We start from the raw sequence: 17172 nt of genomic DNA, 5'->3' as shown, positions 1-17172 counted from the left end.
AAGCACGGTCCCTAGCGTGGCGGCATGACTATTTCCCGCAGGTCCCTGCTCACTGCCGGCCTCGGTGCCGGCCTCATTGTCGCGGTCCCCGGAATCGCCAACGCCGCCGCTCCCTCCTTGGGCGGTCTCCGTACCGACCCGTTCAGCCTGGGCATCGCCTCCGGCGAGCCGTGGCCGGACGGTTTCGTCCTCTGGACCCGCTTGGCCGTGGATCCGCTGGCCGAGGACGGCCTGGGCGGCATGCCTTCGCGCGATGTTCCCGTCGAATGGGAGGTGGCCGAAGACGAACGCATGGCCCGCGTGGTGCGCCGCGGCGTGGCCATCGCGTCGATCTCCTCCGCCCACTCCGTGCACGTGGAACTGCGCGGCCTGCAGCCCGGCCGCGAGTACTTCTACCGCTTCCGCTCGGGCCGCTACATCAGCCCGGTAGGCCGCACGCTCACCAGCCCGGCACCGCACGAAATGCCGGCCGCCCTGGCCATGGCCTTCGCCAGCTGCGCCCAGTACGAACACGGCTTCTTCACCGCGTACAAGCGCATGGCCGAAGACCAGCCGGACCTGGTGCTGCACCTGGGCGACTACCAGTACGAATACAAGAAGGATTCGTACGTGATCGGCGGCGGCAACGTCCGCGACCACGACGGCCCGGAGACCGTCACCCTGGAGAACTACCGCCAGCGGCACGCCCAGTACAAGGCCGACGCCGACCTGCAGGCCGCGCACGCCGTGGCACCGTGGCTGGTGGTGTGGGACGACCATGAGGTGGACAACAACTGGGCGGACGACATCCCGGAAAACCTGGACCCCGGCCAGATGAACGACACCACCGAACGGTTCCTGCAGCGGCGCGCCGCCGCTTTCCAGGCGTACTACGAGAACATGCCGTTGCGGCCGTCGTCGCTGCCCTCCGGTGCGGACATGACCATCTACCGCCGCGTGCAGTGGGGCCGCCTGGCCAACTTCCACATGATGGACACCCGGCAGTACCGCGATGATCAGCTGGCCGGCGACGGCTGGAAGAAGAACATCATGGAGCGCTTCGACGAGAACCGCAGCATCACCGGTGCCGAGCAGGAGAAGTGGCTGCTGGACGGTTTCCGCGCCTCCGAGGCCCGCTGGGACGTGCTGGGCCAGCAGGTGTTCTTCGCCGAACGCGACCGCGCCCAGGCCCTCGACGTGGACGATGTGTCCATGGACGGCTGGGACGGCTACGCGGCCTCCCGCCGCCGCATCACCCAGGGCTGGGTGGACGCCGGGGTGCGCAACGCCGTCGTCCTCACCGGCGACGTGCACCGGCACTGGGCCAGCGACGTGAAGGTGGACTACAAGGATCCCGAATCCCCCGTGGTGGGCTCCGAACTGGTGTGCAGCTCCATCACCTCGGGCGGCAACGGCAACGCCGCCGCAACGGATCCGATCATGGCCTGGAACCCGCACCTGAAGTTCTTCAACGACCAGCGTGGCTACGTGAACACGAAGATCACCAAGGACGCCATGCGGGCCGACTTCCGGGTGCTGGACTACGTCAACACCGGCGGCGCCCAGGCGCGGACCCGGGCTTCCTTCGAGATCCAGGACACCGTGCCGGGGCTGCAGGCGCGCGGCTAGTCCGGGCTGATGGCGGAGGGCAGGTGCGCCGCATCCCTGCGCACCTGCCCTCCAACGCGCGGAGCGGGGCAGCGGTTCCTCTTTAACGCCGCGCTACAGTCATATTCACAAGTTTTGTCATAAGAATCACACTTTGTTGTCACTATCTGCGGAAATTCCCTTGGCTTAAACGGAACGCATTCCCGAACCAAGGAGAACCATGCCACATTCATCAGCTTCGGCCGCGGTCCCCAACGACGCCCACAGCCCGCCCCGCAAGTTCCCGTTCCTTAACACTCTCGGTGCCGACCTCCCGGCATCGCTCGTTGTCTTCCTGGTAGCCCTGCCCCTGTCCCTCGGCATCGCTGCCGCTTCCGGGGCACCGGTCATGGCGGGCCTCATCGCAGCGGCCGTCGGAGGCATCGTCGTCGGCAGCCTGGGCGGCTCGCCCCTGCAGGTGAGTGGCCCCGCCGCCGGGCTGACAGTGGTAGTCGCCGGCCTGGTCGAGGAGTTCGGCTGGCAGGTCACCTGCGCGATCACGGTGGGCGCCGGCGTCGTGCAATTGCTCCTGGGCATCAGCCGAGTGGGACGCGCCGCACTGGCCGTCTCCCCCGTGGTGGTAAAGGCAATGCTGGCAGGAATCGGCATCACGATCATCCTCCAGCAGTTGCATGTACTCCTGGGCGGCCGGGCCGCCGGTTCCGCGGTGGAGAACCTCGCCGCGCTCCCCGCTGCCATCACCAACGTGGAACTGCATTCGGCACTGCTGGGCCTTGCTGTCGTGGCGATCCTCCTCGCCTGGAAGTTCCTGCCCCCGGCGGTGCGGAAAGTGCCCGGTCCGCTGGCCGCCGTGGTCCTGGTCACCGCATTGTCCGTGGCGGTGGCGCCGGCAGTGGAACGGATCAGCTTCAGCGGTTCCCTGTTCGACGCCGTCGCGCTGCCGAGCCTGCCGGACGGCAACTGGCGGGCCGCCGCCATGGCCGTGCTCACCGTGGCACTGATTGCGAGCATCGAGTCACTGCTGTCCGCCGTGGCCGTGGACAAGATGCACTCGGGGGCGCGCACCCAGCTCAACCGCGAACTCGTGGGCCAAGGCTCCGCCAACATGGTGTCCGGCATGCTGGGTGGCCTCCCCGTGACGGGCGTGATCGTCCGCAGTGCCACGAACGTGGAAGCCGGTGCTGCTAGCCGGGCTTCTGCGATCCTGCACGGCGTCTGGGTGCTGGTCTTCTCTGCCTTGTTCGCCGGCCTGATCCAGCTCATTCCATTGGCGGTGCTGGCCGGCCTTCTCTTGGTGATCGGTGCGAAACTCATCAAGGTGGCCGATATCCGGACCAGCCGCCGCACCGGCGACCTCTTGGTCTACGTGGTCACCCTGGGCTGCGTCGTGTTCCTCAACCTGCTCGAAGGCGTCATCATCGGCCTGGTGCTGGCTGCCCTGTGCGTACTGTGGCGGGTGCTCCGGGCGCAGATCCACGCGCACCAGCCCTCGGCCGCACATCATCCATGGCGCGTCACCATCGCCGGATCCTGCAGCTTCTTCGCCTTGCCACGCCTCAACCGGGTTCTCCATTCCGTGCCCGCCGGCGTGGATGTGGTACTCGAGCTGAATGCCGACTACCTCGACCACGCCTTCCGCGAGGCCCTGCTCGCCTGGCGGTCCCAGCACCGGAGTTCCGGCGCGTCCGTGACCATCGAAGAACACGGCACCACTGCGTTCAGCGATGCCGAAAACACTACGCCGCAGCGGCAGGATCCGCGCGAGTTTCCGCTGCCGCCCCGGAATTCCTGGCAGGCCGCGGCCGTGCAGGACGCCGGCCATGCCGGAGACGACGACGGCCGGCAACTACCGCTGCGCTCGATCCTTCTCGGAATCGACAAGTACCACCGGCGCTATGCGGACAAGGTCCGCCCGCTGGTCCAGGACCTGGCCGACTCGCAGAACCCGGACACCCTGTTCGTGGCCTGCGTGGACTCCCGGGTGAACCCCAACCTCATCACCAGCAGCGGTCCCGGCGACCTGTTGACGCTCCGGAACATCGGCAACGTGGTTTGCAAGGACGGCCATGATGCGTCCATCGATTCCACGCTGTCCTTCGCCGTCAAGGGCCTGTCCGTGGACTCGATCGTGGTGTGCGGCCACTCCAACTGCGGGGCGATGAAGGCGGTCCTGGCGGACGCAGAAGGAGCCGGCAACGCAGCCTTGGGTGCCGGCTTCAATACCTGGCTGGAGCATTCCCGTCCGAGCTACCGTGCCTTGTTGGCCGGCCACCCCGTGGCCCTGGCTGCCGAAGCCGCAGGCTACAGTCGCCTCGACCAGCTCAGCATGGTGAACGTGGCCGTGCAGCTCCGGAAGCTGGAAGAACATCCCGTGACCGGGCCGGCACTCGCTTCCGGCCGGCTCCAGGCCACCGGCTTGTTCTACGACATCCGCACGGCCCGCGTTGTGCTGGTAACCCCGGAGGGTATCGAGCAGCTGGACCCAAGCATGGCGGTCGGCTGAACTGCTATGAATGGCAGATGAGCACCACGTACGACGCCTTCGCCTCGCACAGCCATTTGTTCCGGGGTGCCCGTGTCCGGGTGGACATGTCCGGTTTCACGGGCGCCCTGGAGCCGCTGGGCCTGCGCCTGCATTTCGCGGACGGTTCGCTCACGACGGCGGAACTCCTGCTTGCGGCCTCCGACCGCGGAGCGGCCCTGGACGTGGCGCGCTACCGGACGGCATCGGGGACGGTCATCCCTGAAAAGACCTGGACAGTGACGGCCGAACGGACGTCCGGCGGCGGCATGGAACTGAAGATAGGGCGGATGCTCGACGGCGGCGCCGCATGAGTTCCGTGGTGTCCGGAGCCGGGCGTGGCGCGGGCTTCGCCGTGGCGGCGATCGTACTGGCGCAGTGGCTCGGCACGTCGTTGTGGTTCAGCCCGAGCGGGGCTGCCGAAGACCTGTCGGCCTGGCTGGACCTGACCCCCGGCGGCTTCGGCTGGTTGCTGGCCGCCACGCAGCTTGGCTTCATTGCCGGGACCCTGGCTTCCGCGCTGAGCGGCGCGGCAGACCGTTTTCCGCCCGAGCGCATTTTCGCCGTCAGCAGCCTGGCCGGCGCCGCCTTGAATTCCTTCTGGACCTGGGCGGAGCCGGCGTTCGCCCTGGCGTGGGTGGCGCGATTCGGCGTCGGGGTGGCCCTGGCCGGGATCTATCCGATGGGCATGAAGATGATCGTGCAGCGTGTGGGCGGCGGCTCCGGATGGGCCCTGGGTTGGCTGGTGGCCATGCTGACGCTGGGCACCGCGATGCCGCACATCCTCCGGGCCGCGGGCGCGTCCCTGCCGTGGCAGTCCGTCATCCTGGGCGCCTCGGTGCTGGCCGTGGCCGGGGCCGTGCTGATCCTGCTGATCCAGGCCGGGCATGTGCGGGTGGCGGTCGGATCTGCTGTGCAGGGTTCGACGGTGCAGGGTTCGACGGTGCGGGGTTCGACAGTGCCTGGCCCGGCGGCCATCCGGACCCTCATCGGGCTGCCCGCCTTCCGGGCCTCCTGCGGCGGCTACCTCGGGCACATGTGGGAGCTTTACGCGTTCTGGAGCGTCGTCCCCCGGCTGTGCGCGGACATCGCTTCCCGGCCGGACGACGTCGGCGGGGTCGCCGCGCTGAGCGCCGTCGTCATTGCGGCAGGCAGCCTGGGCTGCGTTCTTGGCGGAACGCTGAGCAGGCGGTTCGGCAGCGAAGCCGTCGCCGCCGCGGCCCTTGCCTCCTCCGGGGCAATCTGCCTGCTGTATCCCCTGCTCCCGGCAGAGGCGGATGCCCTGAAGATGGCGGCCCTGGCGCTCTGGGGATTCTTCGTCGTCGCGGATTCGCCGCAGTTTTCCTCCATGACTGCCGGCTACGTTCCACCGGGAATGGTGGGCACGGCACTGACCACGCAGAACAGCGCCGGCTTCCTCCTGACCGTGGTGAGCATTGTGGTGCTGCAGCAAGCCATGACTGTGTGGGGCGTGAATGCGGTGTGGCTTTTGGTCCCGGGGCCGGTGCTCGGACTCCTCGCGATGCGCCGGCTGCTGGTGCGTCAGGCGGCGTAGCGCTGCACGAAGTTCCGCAGGATCTTCATCGGTTCGGTCACCGCCTGCTTCCGGGCCTCGGCGATCAGGCGGCTGGCGTCGTCCGGCGGAAAGTACCCCGCGTGCCGGTACGTATTGATCCGCAACGCCAGCCCGTCGACGTCGAGCTCCGGGTGGAACTGGGTGGCGTACAGGTTCCGTTTGATCCTGAACATCTGCACCGGGCACGTGGCCGAACCGGCCAGCAGCACGGCATGGCCGGGCAGCACCGTGCAGGCTTCCTTGTGGCCGACGAAGGCGGCGAACCGTTCGCTCAGGCCCACGAGCAGCGGATCCTGCAGGCCGTCAGCGGTGAGCTTGATGGTCACCGCACCCAGACCCTCCCCGTAGGTGCGGTCGATGACGGCGCCCTGGTGCCGGCCCAGCGTGCCCACCCCGTAGCAGGCACCGAGGAACGGGAAGTCCAATTCCACGATCCGGTCCAGCAGGCCCGCCAACTCGCGTTCAACGCGGCGCTGCGCATCGCTTTTCTGCTCCTCGGGGTCGCTGGACGTGAAGGGACTGCCGCCCACTATGACGCCCGAATAGTCCGCCAGGTCCAGCTCCGGCAGCGGCGCGGCCTCCAGGCGGACGCGTCTCAGTTGGGCTTCATCCAGACCGCCGAAACGCAGGTAGGAACGGTATTCCTCCTCGGCGGCGACGTCTTCGGCGCGGGAGGCGAGCAACAGGAACGGCTTCACACAGCAAGTCTGCGCCCGTCCCGCACGCCGCGCCAGAGGGCTGGGTACGCTGCGCCAGAGGCGGAAGCCCGGGTGAGCCGGGGTTTACACGGGGGAAACGTCAGGCTCGGCAACCCGGCGAAACGGCGTCGAAAAGAACTTTGAAACATGACGGAAACATCGGCGTCATCCGCTCTTCACGCAGGCCGGATTTCTGTAACGCTGGCGCAATTTTTCCCCGCATTTCCTGAAACACAAGCCCTGAACCATTGAATCCGGGGAAAAGCAGCGGGAGGGAACGCCTCCCCCGGACGGACTTCTGACGGAGAAGGGATACGCACGTGCATATCACTGCGGAACATATTTGGATGATGGTGGCAGCAGCCCTCACCCTCATGATGACCCCGGCCCTCGGCCTCTTCTACGGCGGCATGACCCGCGCCAAGTCCTCCCTCAACATGATCATGATGAGCTTCCTGTCCGCGGCGATCGTCGGTGCGGTCTGGGCGCTGTGGGGCTATTCGATGATCGGCGGCGAAGGCTTCCTCGGCCTCTTCGGCAATCCCTTCGCGCACTTCGGGCTCAGTGACCTCACATTCTCCCCGGACCTCATCAAGGTGGGCTACAGCGCCACCTTTGCCATCATCACTGTCGCCCTGATCAGCGGCGCCATTGCGGACCGCGCCAAGTTCAGCGCCTGGGCGGTCTTCGTTCCCGTCTGGGTCACCCTGGTGTACTGCCCGCTCGCCTACATGGTGTGGGGCGGCGGCCTGATGAGCGCCGGCGGCGCCCTCACCGCGGTGTTCGGCCAGGTGATCGACTTCGCCGGCGGCACGGTGGTGGAGATCAGCTCCGGTACCGCGGCCTTCGTCCTGGCCCTGATCCTCGGCAAGCGCCACGGCTTCGGCAAGGACCCCGGCCACCGCCCGCACAATATCCCCTTCATCATGCTCGGCGCGGCCCTGCTGTGGTTCGGCTGGTTCGGCTTCAACGGCGGCGCCGCCACCACTGCGGAACAGGCCGGACTGATCTGGGTCAACACCATGCTGGCACCGTGCGCCGCCATGATCGGCTGGCTCGTCACCGAGAAGGTCCGCCACGGCCACCCCACGTCGCTGGGGGCGGCATCCGGCGTCGTCGCGGGCCTCGTGGCCATCACCCCGTCCTGCGCGAACATCAGCCCGGCGGCCGCCCTCGGCCTGGGCCTGGTGGCCGGTGCCGCCTGCGCGGTGTTCGTGGACCTGAAGTACAAGTTCGGCTTCGACGACTCGCTGGACGTTGTGGGCGTGCACCTGGGCGCCGGCCTGATCGGCACCTTGGCCCTTGGTTTCATCGCCCTTCCCGTGGACGGTGTGGGCGGCGGCCTTTTCTACGGCGGCGGCTTCGGCCAGCTCACGGCCCAGACCGTGGCCGTCATCATCACCGTGGTGGTGTCCGCAGGCATGACCGCAGCGATCGGCCTGGCCATCAACAAAGTGATGGGCTTCCGCGTCAGCCACGAAGCCGAGACCGTCGGTGTGGATCTCTCCGAGCACGCCGAAACCGCTTACGAATTCGGCGAGATGTCCCGCAGCCACTTCCACGCCGTCCTCAGCCCGAGCACCGCGTCGAAGAACCAGGCGTCCGCGAACTAGGCTTCCAAGAACTAGGCGGCGCCCGCTAATATCCGGCGTCGGACGAAATATCCCGTAACATCCGGAATGCCCTGCGGCCGGCGCCGGTTGCCCGGTACATGACGACAATCGGAATCATCGGTGCTGGACACATCGGCAGCCAGGTGGCACGCAAGGCCGTGGAGCTTGGCTACGAGGTAGTCATCAGCAACTCGCGCGGGCCGGAAACGCTCACGGAGCTCGTAGCGGAACTGGGCCCCAAGGCCCGGGCCGCAACCCCGGCGGAGGCGGCAGCGGCAGGCGATTTCGCCGTCGTGACCGTCCCGCTGAAGAACTACCGGGAGCTCCCGGCGGAACCGCTGGCCGGCAAGGTGGTCATCGACACCAACAACTACTACTGGGAGCGCGACGGCCGCTTCCCGGCACTCGACGCCGGCGAGGCCACCACCTCCGGGCTGGTGCAGGAGCACCTCACCGAGTCCAAGGTGGCCAAAGGCTTCAACCACATCATGGCCGCCGACATCACCACGGACGGTACGCCCGCCGGGACCCCGGGCCGCCGCGCCTTGGCCACCGCCAGCGACTTCGACGAAGCCAGCGACCTGGTCACCCGGCTCTACGACGAATTCGGTTTCGACACCGTGAACATCGGCCCGCTCTCCGAGAGTTGGCGCGTGGAGCGGGACCGCCCGGCCTACGTCATCCGGCAGGACGCCGCGGAACTGGAGGCGAACCTCGCCAAGGCGACGCGGACAGTCTGACACCCGGTAAAAGCGAGCGGACGACGGCGGGAGGTACCCGCCGTCGTCCGCTGCTGTTTACTGCGGCTACAGGACATGTCCACCGTCAAGCCCCGGGAGTGGACATATCACCGCTACGTCCATCCTTCGATGCGGCAGACGGACATGTGCGCTCAGCGGGAGGGCGTCCGCAGCGATCCCCGCGCCGCCCCCACCATGCCTTCCACGGCGCGCGCCAAGTGCGTGCCACGGTCGCTGACGCCGCCCCAGCGGACCAGGGACTGGGCGGTGAGGCCGTCAATCATGCCGAGGACCTGCCACGCGAGGGAGGCGGGGTCATCAGCGTCGAAATCGCCGGACGCCACACCGTCCTCCACCACCCGCTGCAGCACGGCCTGCCAGGCGTCCATCTGTTCGCGGACGCAGGCGGCGAGCGCCTCATTCCGACGGCCGAGGGTCCACGCTTCCACCCACACCGCCGTGACGTCCAGGCGGCTGCCGTCCATGAGGGTGTCCAGCAGGAACGCCAGGCGCTCCACGGGTCCGGGCAGGGCGGCGAGCATCCCGGCCACCTCCTCGGTTTCGGCCGCGACGATCGCCGTGAACGTCCCCGCCACCAAGGCATCCACGTTCGGCTGGTAGTGCGCCACCAGGCCCGAGGCCACGCCCACCCGGGCGGCCACACTGCGCAAGGTGATGGCGGAAAGCCCCTGCTCCAGGGCGATTCCGCGGGCGGCTTCGGTGATTTCGGCGGCGCGTTCGGCGGGGGACTTCCGGGTGGCGCGTTTCTGCGTGGTGCTTGACATCACAGAACAGTCTAAAGTAACTTTTCAGCATTATTGATCAAGTGATCAACAAGCTTTCCGAAGGAGTTCCCATGGCTTGGACCATGCCGGCCGAAACCGCGCCCCACGACCGCACCTGGATGGCCTTCCCGCGCACCGGCCTGACGCTCGGCAATGACGCCGCCTCGGCCGAGGAAGCGTACGCGGCCTGGACCGCCGTCGCGCATGCGGTTGCCGAATTCGAGCCCGTCACCATGGTGGTGGACCCCAGCGAGCGCGAGCGCGCCGCGCGCATGCTCGGCAGCGGGATCGAGCAGCTCGAGGCTCCCCTGGACGAATTCTGGATGCGCGACGTCGGACCCACCTTCGTGCTCGACGACGAACGCCCCGGCGTGCTCGGCGCCGTCGACTGGATCTTCAACGGCTGGGGCGCCCCGCAGTGGGCCGAGTGGCAGAAGAGCGCCGGCATGGCGCGCTTCGTCGCCGAACAGAGCGGCGCCGAACTGGTGAGCTCCCTGCTGGTCAACGAAGGCGGCGCCATCCACGTAGACGGCGAAGGCACCGTGCTCATCACCGAAACCGTACAGCTGGACCCGGGCCGGAACCCGCACGCGGACAAGGCCCGGGTGGAAGCCGAACTGGCCCGCACCATCGGCGCCACGAAGGTGATCTGGGTGCCGCGCGGCCTCACCCGCGACTACGAGGACCTGGGTACCCGCGGCCACATCGACATGGTGGCCACCCTGCCCACACCCGGCCGCATCCTGCTGCACTCCCAGAGCAACCCGGAGCACCCGGACTACGAGGTCAGCCGCAGCCTGCACGCCTTCCTGGAAACCCAGACCGACGCCGCTGGCAAGCCCTTCGAGATCGTCCAGCTGCCCGCCCCGGAAACGCTGCGGGACGAGGAAGGCTTCGTGGACTGGAGCTACGTGAACCATCTGGTGGTCAACGGCGGCGTGATCGCCTGCGGCTACGGCGAAGAACGCGCCGATGCCCTCGCCGCCGAGATCCTCGCCGAGGCCTACCCCGGCCGCCGTGTGGTCACCGTGGACGCCCGGCCCATCCTGGCCCGCGGCGGCGGCATCCACTGCATCACCCAGCAGCAGCCTTCGCTGCTTCCGACTGACCCGGCTCCCGCGAACAGGAGCGTGGCGTAATGGCGCGCATCGACGTCGTCGAGGCCTCCATCGCGCAGCTGCGCGCGGCGCTGGAGTCCGGCGAAACGACCGCCGTCGAGCTCCTGGACGCGTACCTCGCCCGGATCGACGCGTACGACGGCGAGCTGAACGCCATGGTGGTCATGAACCCGGAGGCGCGTGCGGACGCAGCCGCCTCCGACGAGCGCCGTGCCCGCGGCGAGGTGCGCGGCCCGCTGGACGGCATCCCATACACCGCCAAGGATTCCTACCTGGCCAAGGGGCTCACAGCCGCCGCCGGCTCCCCCGCGTTCAAGGACCTCGTGGCGCAGAAGGATGCCTTCACCATCGAGCGCCTGCGCGAAGCCGGCGCCGTGCTGATCGGCCTGACCAACATGCCGCCCATGGCCAACGGCGGCATGCAGCGGGGCGTCTACGGCCGTGCCGAAAGCCCCTACAACGCGGACTTCCTCACGGCCGCCTTCGGCTCCGGCTCTTCCAACGGTTCCGGCACGGCGACGGCGGCGAGCTTCGCGGCCTTCGGCCTGGGCGAGGAGACCTGGTCAAGCGGCCGTGCGCCGGCGTCGAACAATGCCCTGTGCGCGTACACGCCGTCCCGCGGCGTCATCTCGGTGCGCGGCAACTGGCCGCTGGTCCCCACTATGGACGTGGTGGTTCCGCACACCCGCACCATGGCTGACCTTCTGGAAATCCTGGACGTGGTGGTTGCGGACGACGCCGAGACCCGCGGCGATTTCTGGCGCGTGCAGCCATGGGTGGAGATCCCGAAGGCCTCCGAGGTGCGGCCTGAGTCGTACCCGGCCCTCGCGCCGCCTCCCGGGGACGCCGACGGCGGACGGGCGGCTCTGCGGGGCAAGCGCTTCGGGGTGCCGCGCATGTATGTGAACGCCGATCCCGACGCCGGGACTGCCGATTCGCCCGGTATCGGCGGGCCGACCGGGCAGCGGATCGAAACCCGAGCCTCCGTGATCGAGCTTTGGGAAGCGGCCCGGCGGGACCTGGAAGCCGCCGGCGCCGAGGTGGTGCTGGTGGACTTCCCCGTGGTCTCCAACTACGAAGGCGACCGGCCCGGCGCACCCACCATCGCCACCCGCGGCCTGGTCAGCCCGGAGTACCTGAAGCGCGAAATCGTGGACCTCTCCGCTTGGTCCTGGGACGACTTCCTGGCCGCCAACGGGGATCCTGCGCTCAATTCCCTGGCGCAGGTTGACGGCTCGCAGATCTTCCCGCACCCGGAAGGCGCCCTCCCGGACCGCTACGCCGGCTTCGACGACGACATCGCCGAATACCCGGCGCACGTCCAGGCCAACCCGGTCTCCGCCGTGACGGAGATCCCGGAGCTGGCCGCGGGCGTGCGCGGGCTGGAGCTGACGCGCAAGCTCGACCTCGAGGAATGGATGGACGGCCTGCGCCTGGACGCCGTGCTGTTCCCCGCGGTAGCCGACGTCGGGCCTGCGGACATGGACGTGAACCCGGCGTCCGCGGACCTCGGCTGGCGCAACGGCGTGTGGGTGGCCAACGGCAACCTGGTCCCGCGCCACCTCGGCATCCCGACCGTCACGGTCCCGATGGGCACCATGGCCGATACCGGCATGCCGGTGGGCCTGACCTTCGCCGGCCGCGCCTATGACGACACCGCGCTGCTCACCCTGGCCGCGGCCTTCGAAGCGACGGGCACCCGCCGCAGCGAACCGCCCCGCACGCCCCGCCTCGGCTAGGCACTCCGCCCCGCCCCCAACGCGGGGTCACTTACGGCCCATGTTTGCACCAAACATGGGCCGTAAGTGACCCCGCGTTGGCTTAGGATAGCCCTGTGAATCCCCAGGAGCTGGCCAACTTGGCCCACCTGCGCCGGGCCAAGGATTTGATCGACCGCGAATACGCCCGGCCGCTGGATGTGCCCACCATGGCCGGGCGGGCACTGATGTCGCCGGCCCATTTCTCGCGCCAGTTCAAGGCCGCCTATGGGGAGACGCCGTACAACTACCTCATGACCCGGCGGATCGAACGTGCCATGGCCCTGCTCCGCGCCGGCAGCAGCGTGACCGATGCCTGCATGGAGGTCGGCTGTACTTCACTGGGCTCCTTCAGTTCACGCTTCACCGAGGTGGTGGGCATGACCCCCAGCGCCTACCGGGACCGGGAGCACCACGCCGTCAAGGCAATGCCTTCATGCATCGCGCGGCAGCGCACCAAACCGGACCGCAAAGCCACGCAGGACAAAGCGAGCAGGATCGAAGAAGCGTCCGCCTGAGCACCCGCAATAGCGTGTGAGGCATGAACATTTCACTTCAGTACGCACAGATCACCGTCAACAACCTCGACGAATCCCTCGCCTTCTACCGTGACGCCCTGGGGCTCGAAGTCCGCAACGACGTCGGCTCCGACGGCCAGCGCTGGGTCACCCTCGGCAGCGCCTCGCAGCCGGACCTGGAACTGGTGCTGTCAGAGCCGCACGCCGGCCGTTCCCAGGACGACGGCGACGCCCTCCAGGTGCTGCTGACCAAGGGCGTGCTGCCGGTCATCGTGTTCCGCACGGACGACGTCGATGCCACCTTCGAAACGCTCCGTGCCGCCGGCGCCGAGGTGCTCCAGGAACCGATCGACCAGCCGTGGGGACCGCGCGACTGTGCCTTCCGCGACCCGTCCGGCAACCACGTCCGCTTCAACCAGGCCGCCTGAGCCTAGAACACCCTGGCGGTCGTGCCGGCGGGAGTGGTGACGAAGGCCGGGATGCCACCGATGACCATCTGGCGCTTGCCGCCGGTCAGGAGGGTAGGAACGGGCCGACCCAGCCAGTCCGTGGCCGCCACGCCGGTACTTCCGCCGATCTCAAGAGTCCGGGTCTTGTCCGTGGTCCAGACAATCCGGAGGGTGCGGCCATCGGCCATGCGCCACATCATGGATCGCGTGCCTGTTCCCAGTTTTTCCTCGCCGCGGGATACGGCGCCGGCAAGCAAGCGCGAAAGCACGGCCTGGGTGACGGCCGCCTGCTTGGGAACCAGGCGGCCGCCGTTCACGGCCTCGTGCCGGAACAGGCCGAAATTGCTTTCAGCATGGGCGCGGTCGTTGTAGTTGTCCACCAGTCCGTAGGGCATGTACGTGGCGGCGCCTGCGGTGAGCACGGCGGCCGCATCCCGGGCCATGAATGCGGCCTGCAGGTATTCGGGCAGGCCGTCGGCAACGGTCGGGTAGCCGGCTTCTTCCATCACCACCGGTTTGCTGATCCCTGCCGCGGCCAGGAGTGCCTTGGCGTTGCGGACCGCGCGTTCTCCCTTGCCGTCCGGGGCCGTAGTGACGGAGTAGTTGTGGATGGTCACCAGGTCCACGTGCCCCGCCCCGCCCAGTTGCACGAAGCGTTGGAACCAGGTGTACGCCGGTCCATCCACTGCCCACCAGTCGTCCACCGCTCCGAGGGCCGGGCCGAGGACCCGTGCGCCGGGGGCGGCCGCGCGGATCGCGGCGGCGGCTGGTTTGAGCAGCTTCATGTAGCAGTCTGCGCTCCTGCCGCAGCTTCCGGTGTTGGTGGCTGCGTTCCATTCGTTGTAGACCGCGTAGTCCACCGTGGTGCCGAATCTCTGGGCGGTGGCCCGGGCGAATTTGGCGTATTCGTTGATGCAGGTGGTGCTGGAAGGTGTGAGGGCGCCGTCGCAGAGGCCGTGGTAGGCGATCACCAAAGAGGGGCGAATGCCCAGCGCGCGCAGCCTCTTGATTTCAGCTTCGCCCACGGTGTCCCAACGGTAGAAGCCGGAAATGAAGGTGGCCATCCGCTCCCAGCGCCAGTCGACGCGCGTCGTGGACAGGCCCAGGGCACGTGAAGCGGCGGCGTGATTGAGCTGCCAGTGGATGCCTGGGTGCGCGGTGGTGCCAAACGGGCTCTTGGTGGTGGGCGTTGTGGCGAGCCGCGCGACGATTCCAAGATCGGTGCTGGCGCTTCCGGCCGTGTTCCGTACGGTGAGTTTGAAGTAACCGGGCCCAAGGGTGCGCAGGTCGATGCTGCCGGCTCCGCTGCTGACGGTGGCCGTGCCCTGCCGGAGCAGCCCGCCCTCGGCTGAAGCGACGCTGTAGCTGACGCTGCCGTTGGCCGCGGTCAGCGCAACCCGCGCCGTCGCCGCATCATAGAGCGCCATCGGGTCAGTAAAGCGGGGTGCGCCGTAGGCCGCGGCCTGGACGGGTGCGGCCGCGGGGACGGCGCCGAAGGAGAGCAGGACGGCGCAGACAAGGACCGCCAGCAACCGCCGGAGCGCGGAGCGTCGGGGGACGCCGGCACAGCGCGCGGCGGAGGGCGTTTGGGGCATGGGATCAATCATCGGCCAACGACGCGGCCGGCGCTACTGCCCGGAACTGTTACGCCTTGGCCTGCGCCAGCCGGGGGTCGTCGTCGGGCAGGTCTTCCTGGCTCAGTTCCTCGTCGGAGAGGGTGACGGCGGGCTCCACCGGCTCCAGCGCCTGGACCATTTCCTCATAAAGGGCCGGGACGACGTCGTCCGCCGGCTGGGCGGGGGCGCCCGCCTGAGCTGCGTTAACCTGCGCGGCCGGCGCCTGTGCGGGAACCTGCGGAACGGGCGCGACGGCGGCAGGCACCCGGGGCGCTGCCTGTTCCGGAGCGTAGTGGGATTCCGGAGCGTAGTACGCCTCTGCGCGGTAGGCCTCCTCAAGCGCGGCGCGCTCGGCTTCGGCCTGGGCGAGTTCGGCCTGCTCGGCGGCAGCCTGCGCGCGGTGCAGCTCGGCCACTTCGGCGCGCTTCTGGTACATGTGCACCGTCAGGTGGGTGATGGCGAGCAGCACCACCGGGGGCATGGCGGCCACGAGGGCGGAGACAATAGGCGGGATGCCGGACTGGATGGCGTCCACAGTGAGGATGGCATGCACCGAGTTGGCCGCGGTGGAGACGATCGCGCCGAAGAAGAGCAGCGTCCACGGGTAGACCATGGCCCGGCGGCTGTGCCCGTTCAGGGCCACGATGGCTACGGTCGCGGCCACGATCATGCCGTCCACGATGATCGGCCAGATCCAGGCCAGGTGCGCCTCGATGCCCGAACGCTCAGCGAGGTCGGTCAGTGCGGCGAAGGACAGGATGAAAGCGCCGACGGCGATCACCACCGTGGTGCCGACAGCGGTAAGGAGGACGGCCTTGTGCGGCTCGTTGGGAATCCTGGTGTTCATGCTCTCCGGCTTCTCTGCTCACGCATCCGCCGTGGGCGCCGAAAAATGGCGCGGATGGATTCCGGACACGAACTGCGGGGTACTTCGATGATCTTACCGCCCGGATCCGGGCCCGGATTCCTTGTAGTTCCGTTCACGCTCCGCCGCGTAACGGACCGCGCTCTCCACGTGCCGGATCTCGCCGTCGCCGTAGTCCGTGTGCTGTTCGGTGGTGTAGAAGCGGACCTCGTGGCCGTCGGGGTCGTGGGTGCCGGGAAGGATCCAGCCGACCGTGGCGAAGTGGACGCCGGCGTGCCCGTCACCGAAGTCCTTCAATCGGGCGGCGAGGGATTCGAGGTCTTCCTTAGTCGGCACGCCGATGGAGAAATAGTCGAAGCCAGCCGCCCGGGCCGCGAGTTCCGGGTCCAGGCGCAGCCCGAACACCGGACCGCCTGCCGGGTGGTTCATGATCACGCCCACCAGCTTGTCCTTCTCGGTGAATTCGGTGGTCACCTGGTAGCCAAGCCGGGAGCCGTACCACTCCACGGAACGCTTGATGTCGCTGACCGGCAGCTTCAGGTGGTGGACACCGTCCAGTTGCGGAACATCGCGGGGAACATCCGATGCGGCCATGATTCCTCCAGCCTTTTAATGCAGTACGACTGCAATAATGCAGTTATACTGCACCTCATGAAGGATGGAGTCAAGGGCTCCCAGAGGCCGGCCGGGCTGCGCGCCTCCCGGGTTGCCGACACCGAACAGCGGATCCTGGACGCCGCAGCGGAACTGTTCACCAAGGACGGCTACGCGGCGACCACGCTCACGGCAATCGCCGAAGCTGCCGGCGTCGGGCACCGTACCGTCTACGTCCGCTTCGGCACAAAGGCCGAACTCCTCAAGCGCGCCCTGGACATCGCTGTGGCAGGCGACGCCCTTCCCATCGACGTCCGGCACCGCGACTGGTTCGAAACCGCCCTCTCGGCGCCGCGGCCCGCGGAACGGATCGACGCGCTCAGCGAAGGAGTAGCGGAACTGATGGAACGCGCGGGAGCGCTGTTCGCCGTCGCGCGCCAGGCCGAGCCGGTGGAACCGCTCATCGCGGAGGCGGCACAGCGCGGGCGGGAGGCAACGCGGGACAACCTGCGCGCCTTTGTCGACAAGCTCGACGCCGACCGCCTCCTTCCCGGAGGCAGCGACCCGGACTGGCTGGCCGCTACGGCCACCCTCGCCGTACAGGCCGAAACGTGCCTGCTCCTGCGGCAGACCCACGGCTGGGGCACCAAACAGTACCGGGCCTGGCTGCGCCGGACCCTCGGGCAACTGCTGGGCGCTTAGGCGCAGCCGCACGCACGGTCCCACGGAAACCCC

Annotated in this window: 16 protein-coding genes; 11 read left to right on the top strand and 5 right to left on the bottom strand. The window is 68.3% G+C overall.

Annotated features, from left to right (window positions below):
- Positions 1-24: 24 nt before the first annotated feature.
- From BIU82_RS13775 to BIU82_RS13760, 4 genes are all read left to right on the top strand, one after another.
- Positions 25-1608 (top strand): alkaline phosphatase D family protein, encoded by a 1584-nt coding sequence (locus BIU82_RS13775; RefSeq protein WP_070350030.1) that lies wholly within the window; start codon positions 25-27, stop codon positions 1606-1608.
- Positions 1609-1807: 199 nt separating this feature from the next.
- Complete coding sequence (locus BIU82_RS13770; RefSeq protein WP_070350029.1) at positions 1808-4090, top strand: bifunctional SulP family inorganic anion transporter/carbonic anhydrase; 2283 nt, start codon at positions 1808-1810, stop codon at positions 4088-4090.
- Positions 4091-4107: 17 nt separating this feature from the next.
- The gene (locus BIU82_RS13765) at positions 4108-4422 is read left to right on the top strand and encodes a hypothetical protein (protein WP_070350028.1); all 315 of its coding nucleotides are present in this window, start codon (positions 4108-4110) and stop codon (positions 4420-4422) included.
- A complete protein-coding gene (locus tag BIU82_RS13760; RefSeq protein WP_070350027.1) occupies positions 4419-5663 on the top strand; it encodes an MFS transporter in 1245 nt (414 codons plus the stop codon). Before BIU82_RS13765 ends, BIU82_RS13760 begins: the two co-directional genes overlap by 4 nt.
- Here the strand turns inward: BIU82_RS13760 and BIU82_RS13755 are convergent.
- Positions 5651-6382, bottom strand: a complete 732-nt coding sequence (locus BIU82_RS13755) for a glutamine amidotransferase (RefSeq protein WP_070350026.1) — start codon at positions 6380-6382, stop codon at positions 5651-5653. The genes BIU82_RS13760 and BIU82_RS13755 overlap by 13 nt on opposite strands.
- Positions 6383-6702: 320 nt before the next feature.
- Between BIU82_RS13755 and BIU82_RS13750 the strand changes: the two genes are divergently transcribed.
- Positions 6703-7995, top strand: coding sequence for an ammonium transporter (locus tag BIU82_RS13750; RefSeq protein WP_070350025.1), 1293 nt, complete (start codon positions 6703-6705; stop codon positions 7993-7995).
- Between the two features lie 98 nt (positions 7996-8093).
- On the top strand, positions 8094-8735 hold the full coding sequence (locus BIU82_RS13745) for an NAD(P)-binding domain-containing protein (protein ID WP_070350024.1): 642 nt from the start codon (positions 8094-8096) through the stop codon (positions 8733-8735).
- A 152-nt stretch (positions 8736-8887) separates the two neighbouring features.
- Here the strand turns inward: BIU82_RS13745 and BIU82_RS13740 are convergent, their stop codons facing one another.
- Positions 8888-9520, bottom strand: a complete 633-nt coding sequence (locus tag BIU82_RS13740; protein WP_070350023.1) for a TetR family transcriptional regulator C-terminal domain-containing protein — start codon at positions 9518-9520, stop codon at positions 8888-8890.
- 71 nt (positions 9521-9591) lie between these two features.
- Between BIU82_RS13740 and BIU82_RS13735 the strand changes: the two genes are divergently transcribed.
- The 4 genes from BIU82_RS13735 to BIU82_RS13720 all read left to right on the top strand — a co-directional run bounded on the left by BIU82_RS13735 (position 9592) and on the right by BIU82_RS13720 (position 13341).
- The gene (locus BIU82_RS13735; protein ID WP_070350404.1) at positions 9592-10659 is read left to right on the top strand and encodes an agmatine deiminase family protein; all 1068 of its coding nucleotides are present in this window, start codon (positions 9592-9594) and stop codon (positions 10657-10659) included.
- Positions 10659-12377, top strand: a complete 1719-nt coding sequence (locus BIU82_RS13730; protein WP_070350022.1) for an amidase — start codon at positions 10659-10661, stop codon at positions 12375-12377. Before BIU82_RS13735 ends, BIU82_RS13730 begins: the two co-directional genes overlap by 1 nt.
- A 95-nt stretch (positions 12378-12472) precedes the next feature.
- The gene (locus tag BIU82_RS13725) at positions 12473-12913 is read left to right on the top strand and encodes a helix-turn-helix transcriptional regulator (protein ID WP_070350021.1); all 441 of its coding nucleotides are present in this window, start codon (positions 12473-12475) and stop codon (positions 12911-12913) included.
- 23 nt (positions 12914-12936) lie between these two features.
- Positions 12937-13341 carry a VOC family protein gene (locus BIU82_RS13720; RefSeq protein ID WP_070350020.1) on the top strand — a complete coding sequence of 135 codons (405 nt, stop codon included), beginning with the start codon at positions 12937-12939 and terminating at the stop codon, positions 13339-13341.
- A gap of 2 nt (positions 13342-13343) precedes the next feature.
- On the opposite strand, the gene BIU82_RS13715 is transcribed toward BIU82_RS13720, so the two are convergent.
- The 3 genes from BIU82_RS13715 to BIU82_RS13705 all read right to left on the bottom strand — a co-directional run bounded on the left by BIU82_RS13715 (position 13344) and on the right by BIU82_RS13705 (position 16437).
- Positions 13344-14957, bottom strand: coding sequence for a hypothetical protein (locus BIU82_RS13715; RefSeq protein ID WP_139146617.1), 1614 nt, complete (start codon positions 14955-14957; stop codon positions 13344-13346).
- Positions 14958-15006: 49 nt separating this feature from the next.
- The gene (locus BIU82_RS13710) at positions 15007-15825 is read right to left on the bottom strand and encodes a DUF2637 domain-containing protein (RefSeq protein WP_070350018.1); all 819 of its coding nucleotides are present in this window, start codon (positions 15823-15825) and stop codon (positions 15007-15009) included.
- A gap of 93 nt (positions 15826-15918) precedes the next feature.
- Entirely contained in the window at positions 15919-16437 is a 519-nt protein-coding gene (locus tag BIU82_RS13705) for a VOC family protein (RefSeq protein WP_070350017.1), read from the bottom strand.
- A gap of 57 nt (positions 16438-16494) precedes the next feature.
- Between BIU82_RS13705 and BIU82_RS13700 the strand changes: the two genes are divergently transcribed.
- Positions 16495-17139 (top strand): TetR/AcrR family transcriptional regulator, encoded by a 645-nt coding sequence (locus tag BIU82_RS13700; protein ID WP_139146616.1) that lies wholly within the window; start codon positions 16495-16497, stop codon positions 17137-17139.
- Positions 17140-17172: the final 33 nt, after the last annotated feature.

The organism is Arthrobacter sp. SW1 (assembly GCF_001766675.1).
Classification (GTDB): Bacteria; Actinomycetota; Actinomycetes; order Actinomycetales; family Micrococcaceae; genus Arthrobacter.
Note: the sequence above shows the minus strand (reverse complement) of the source record. Positions and strands in the feature narration are given on the sequence as shown.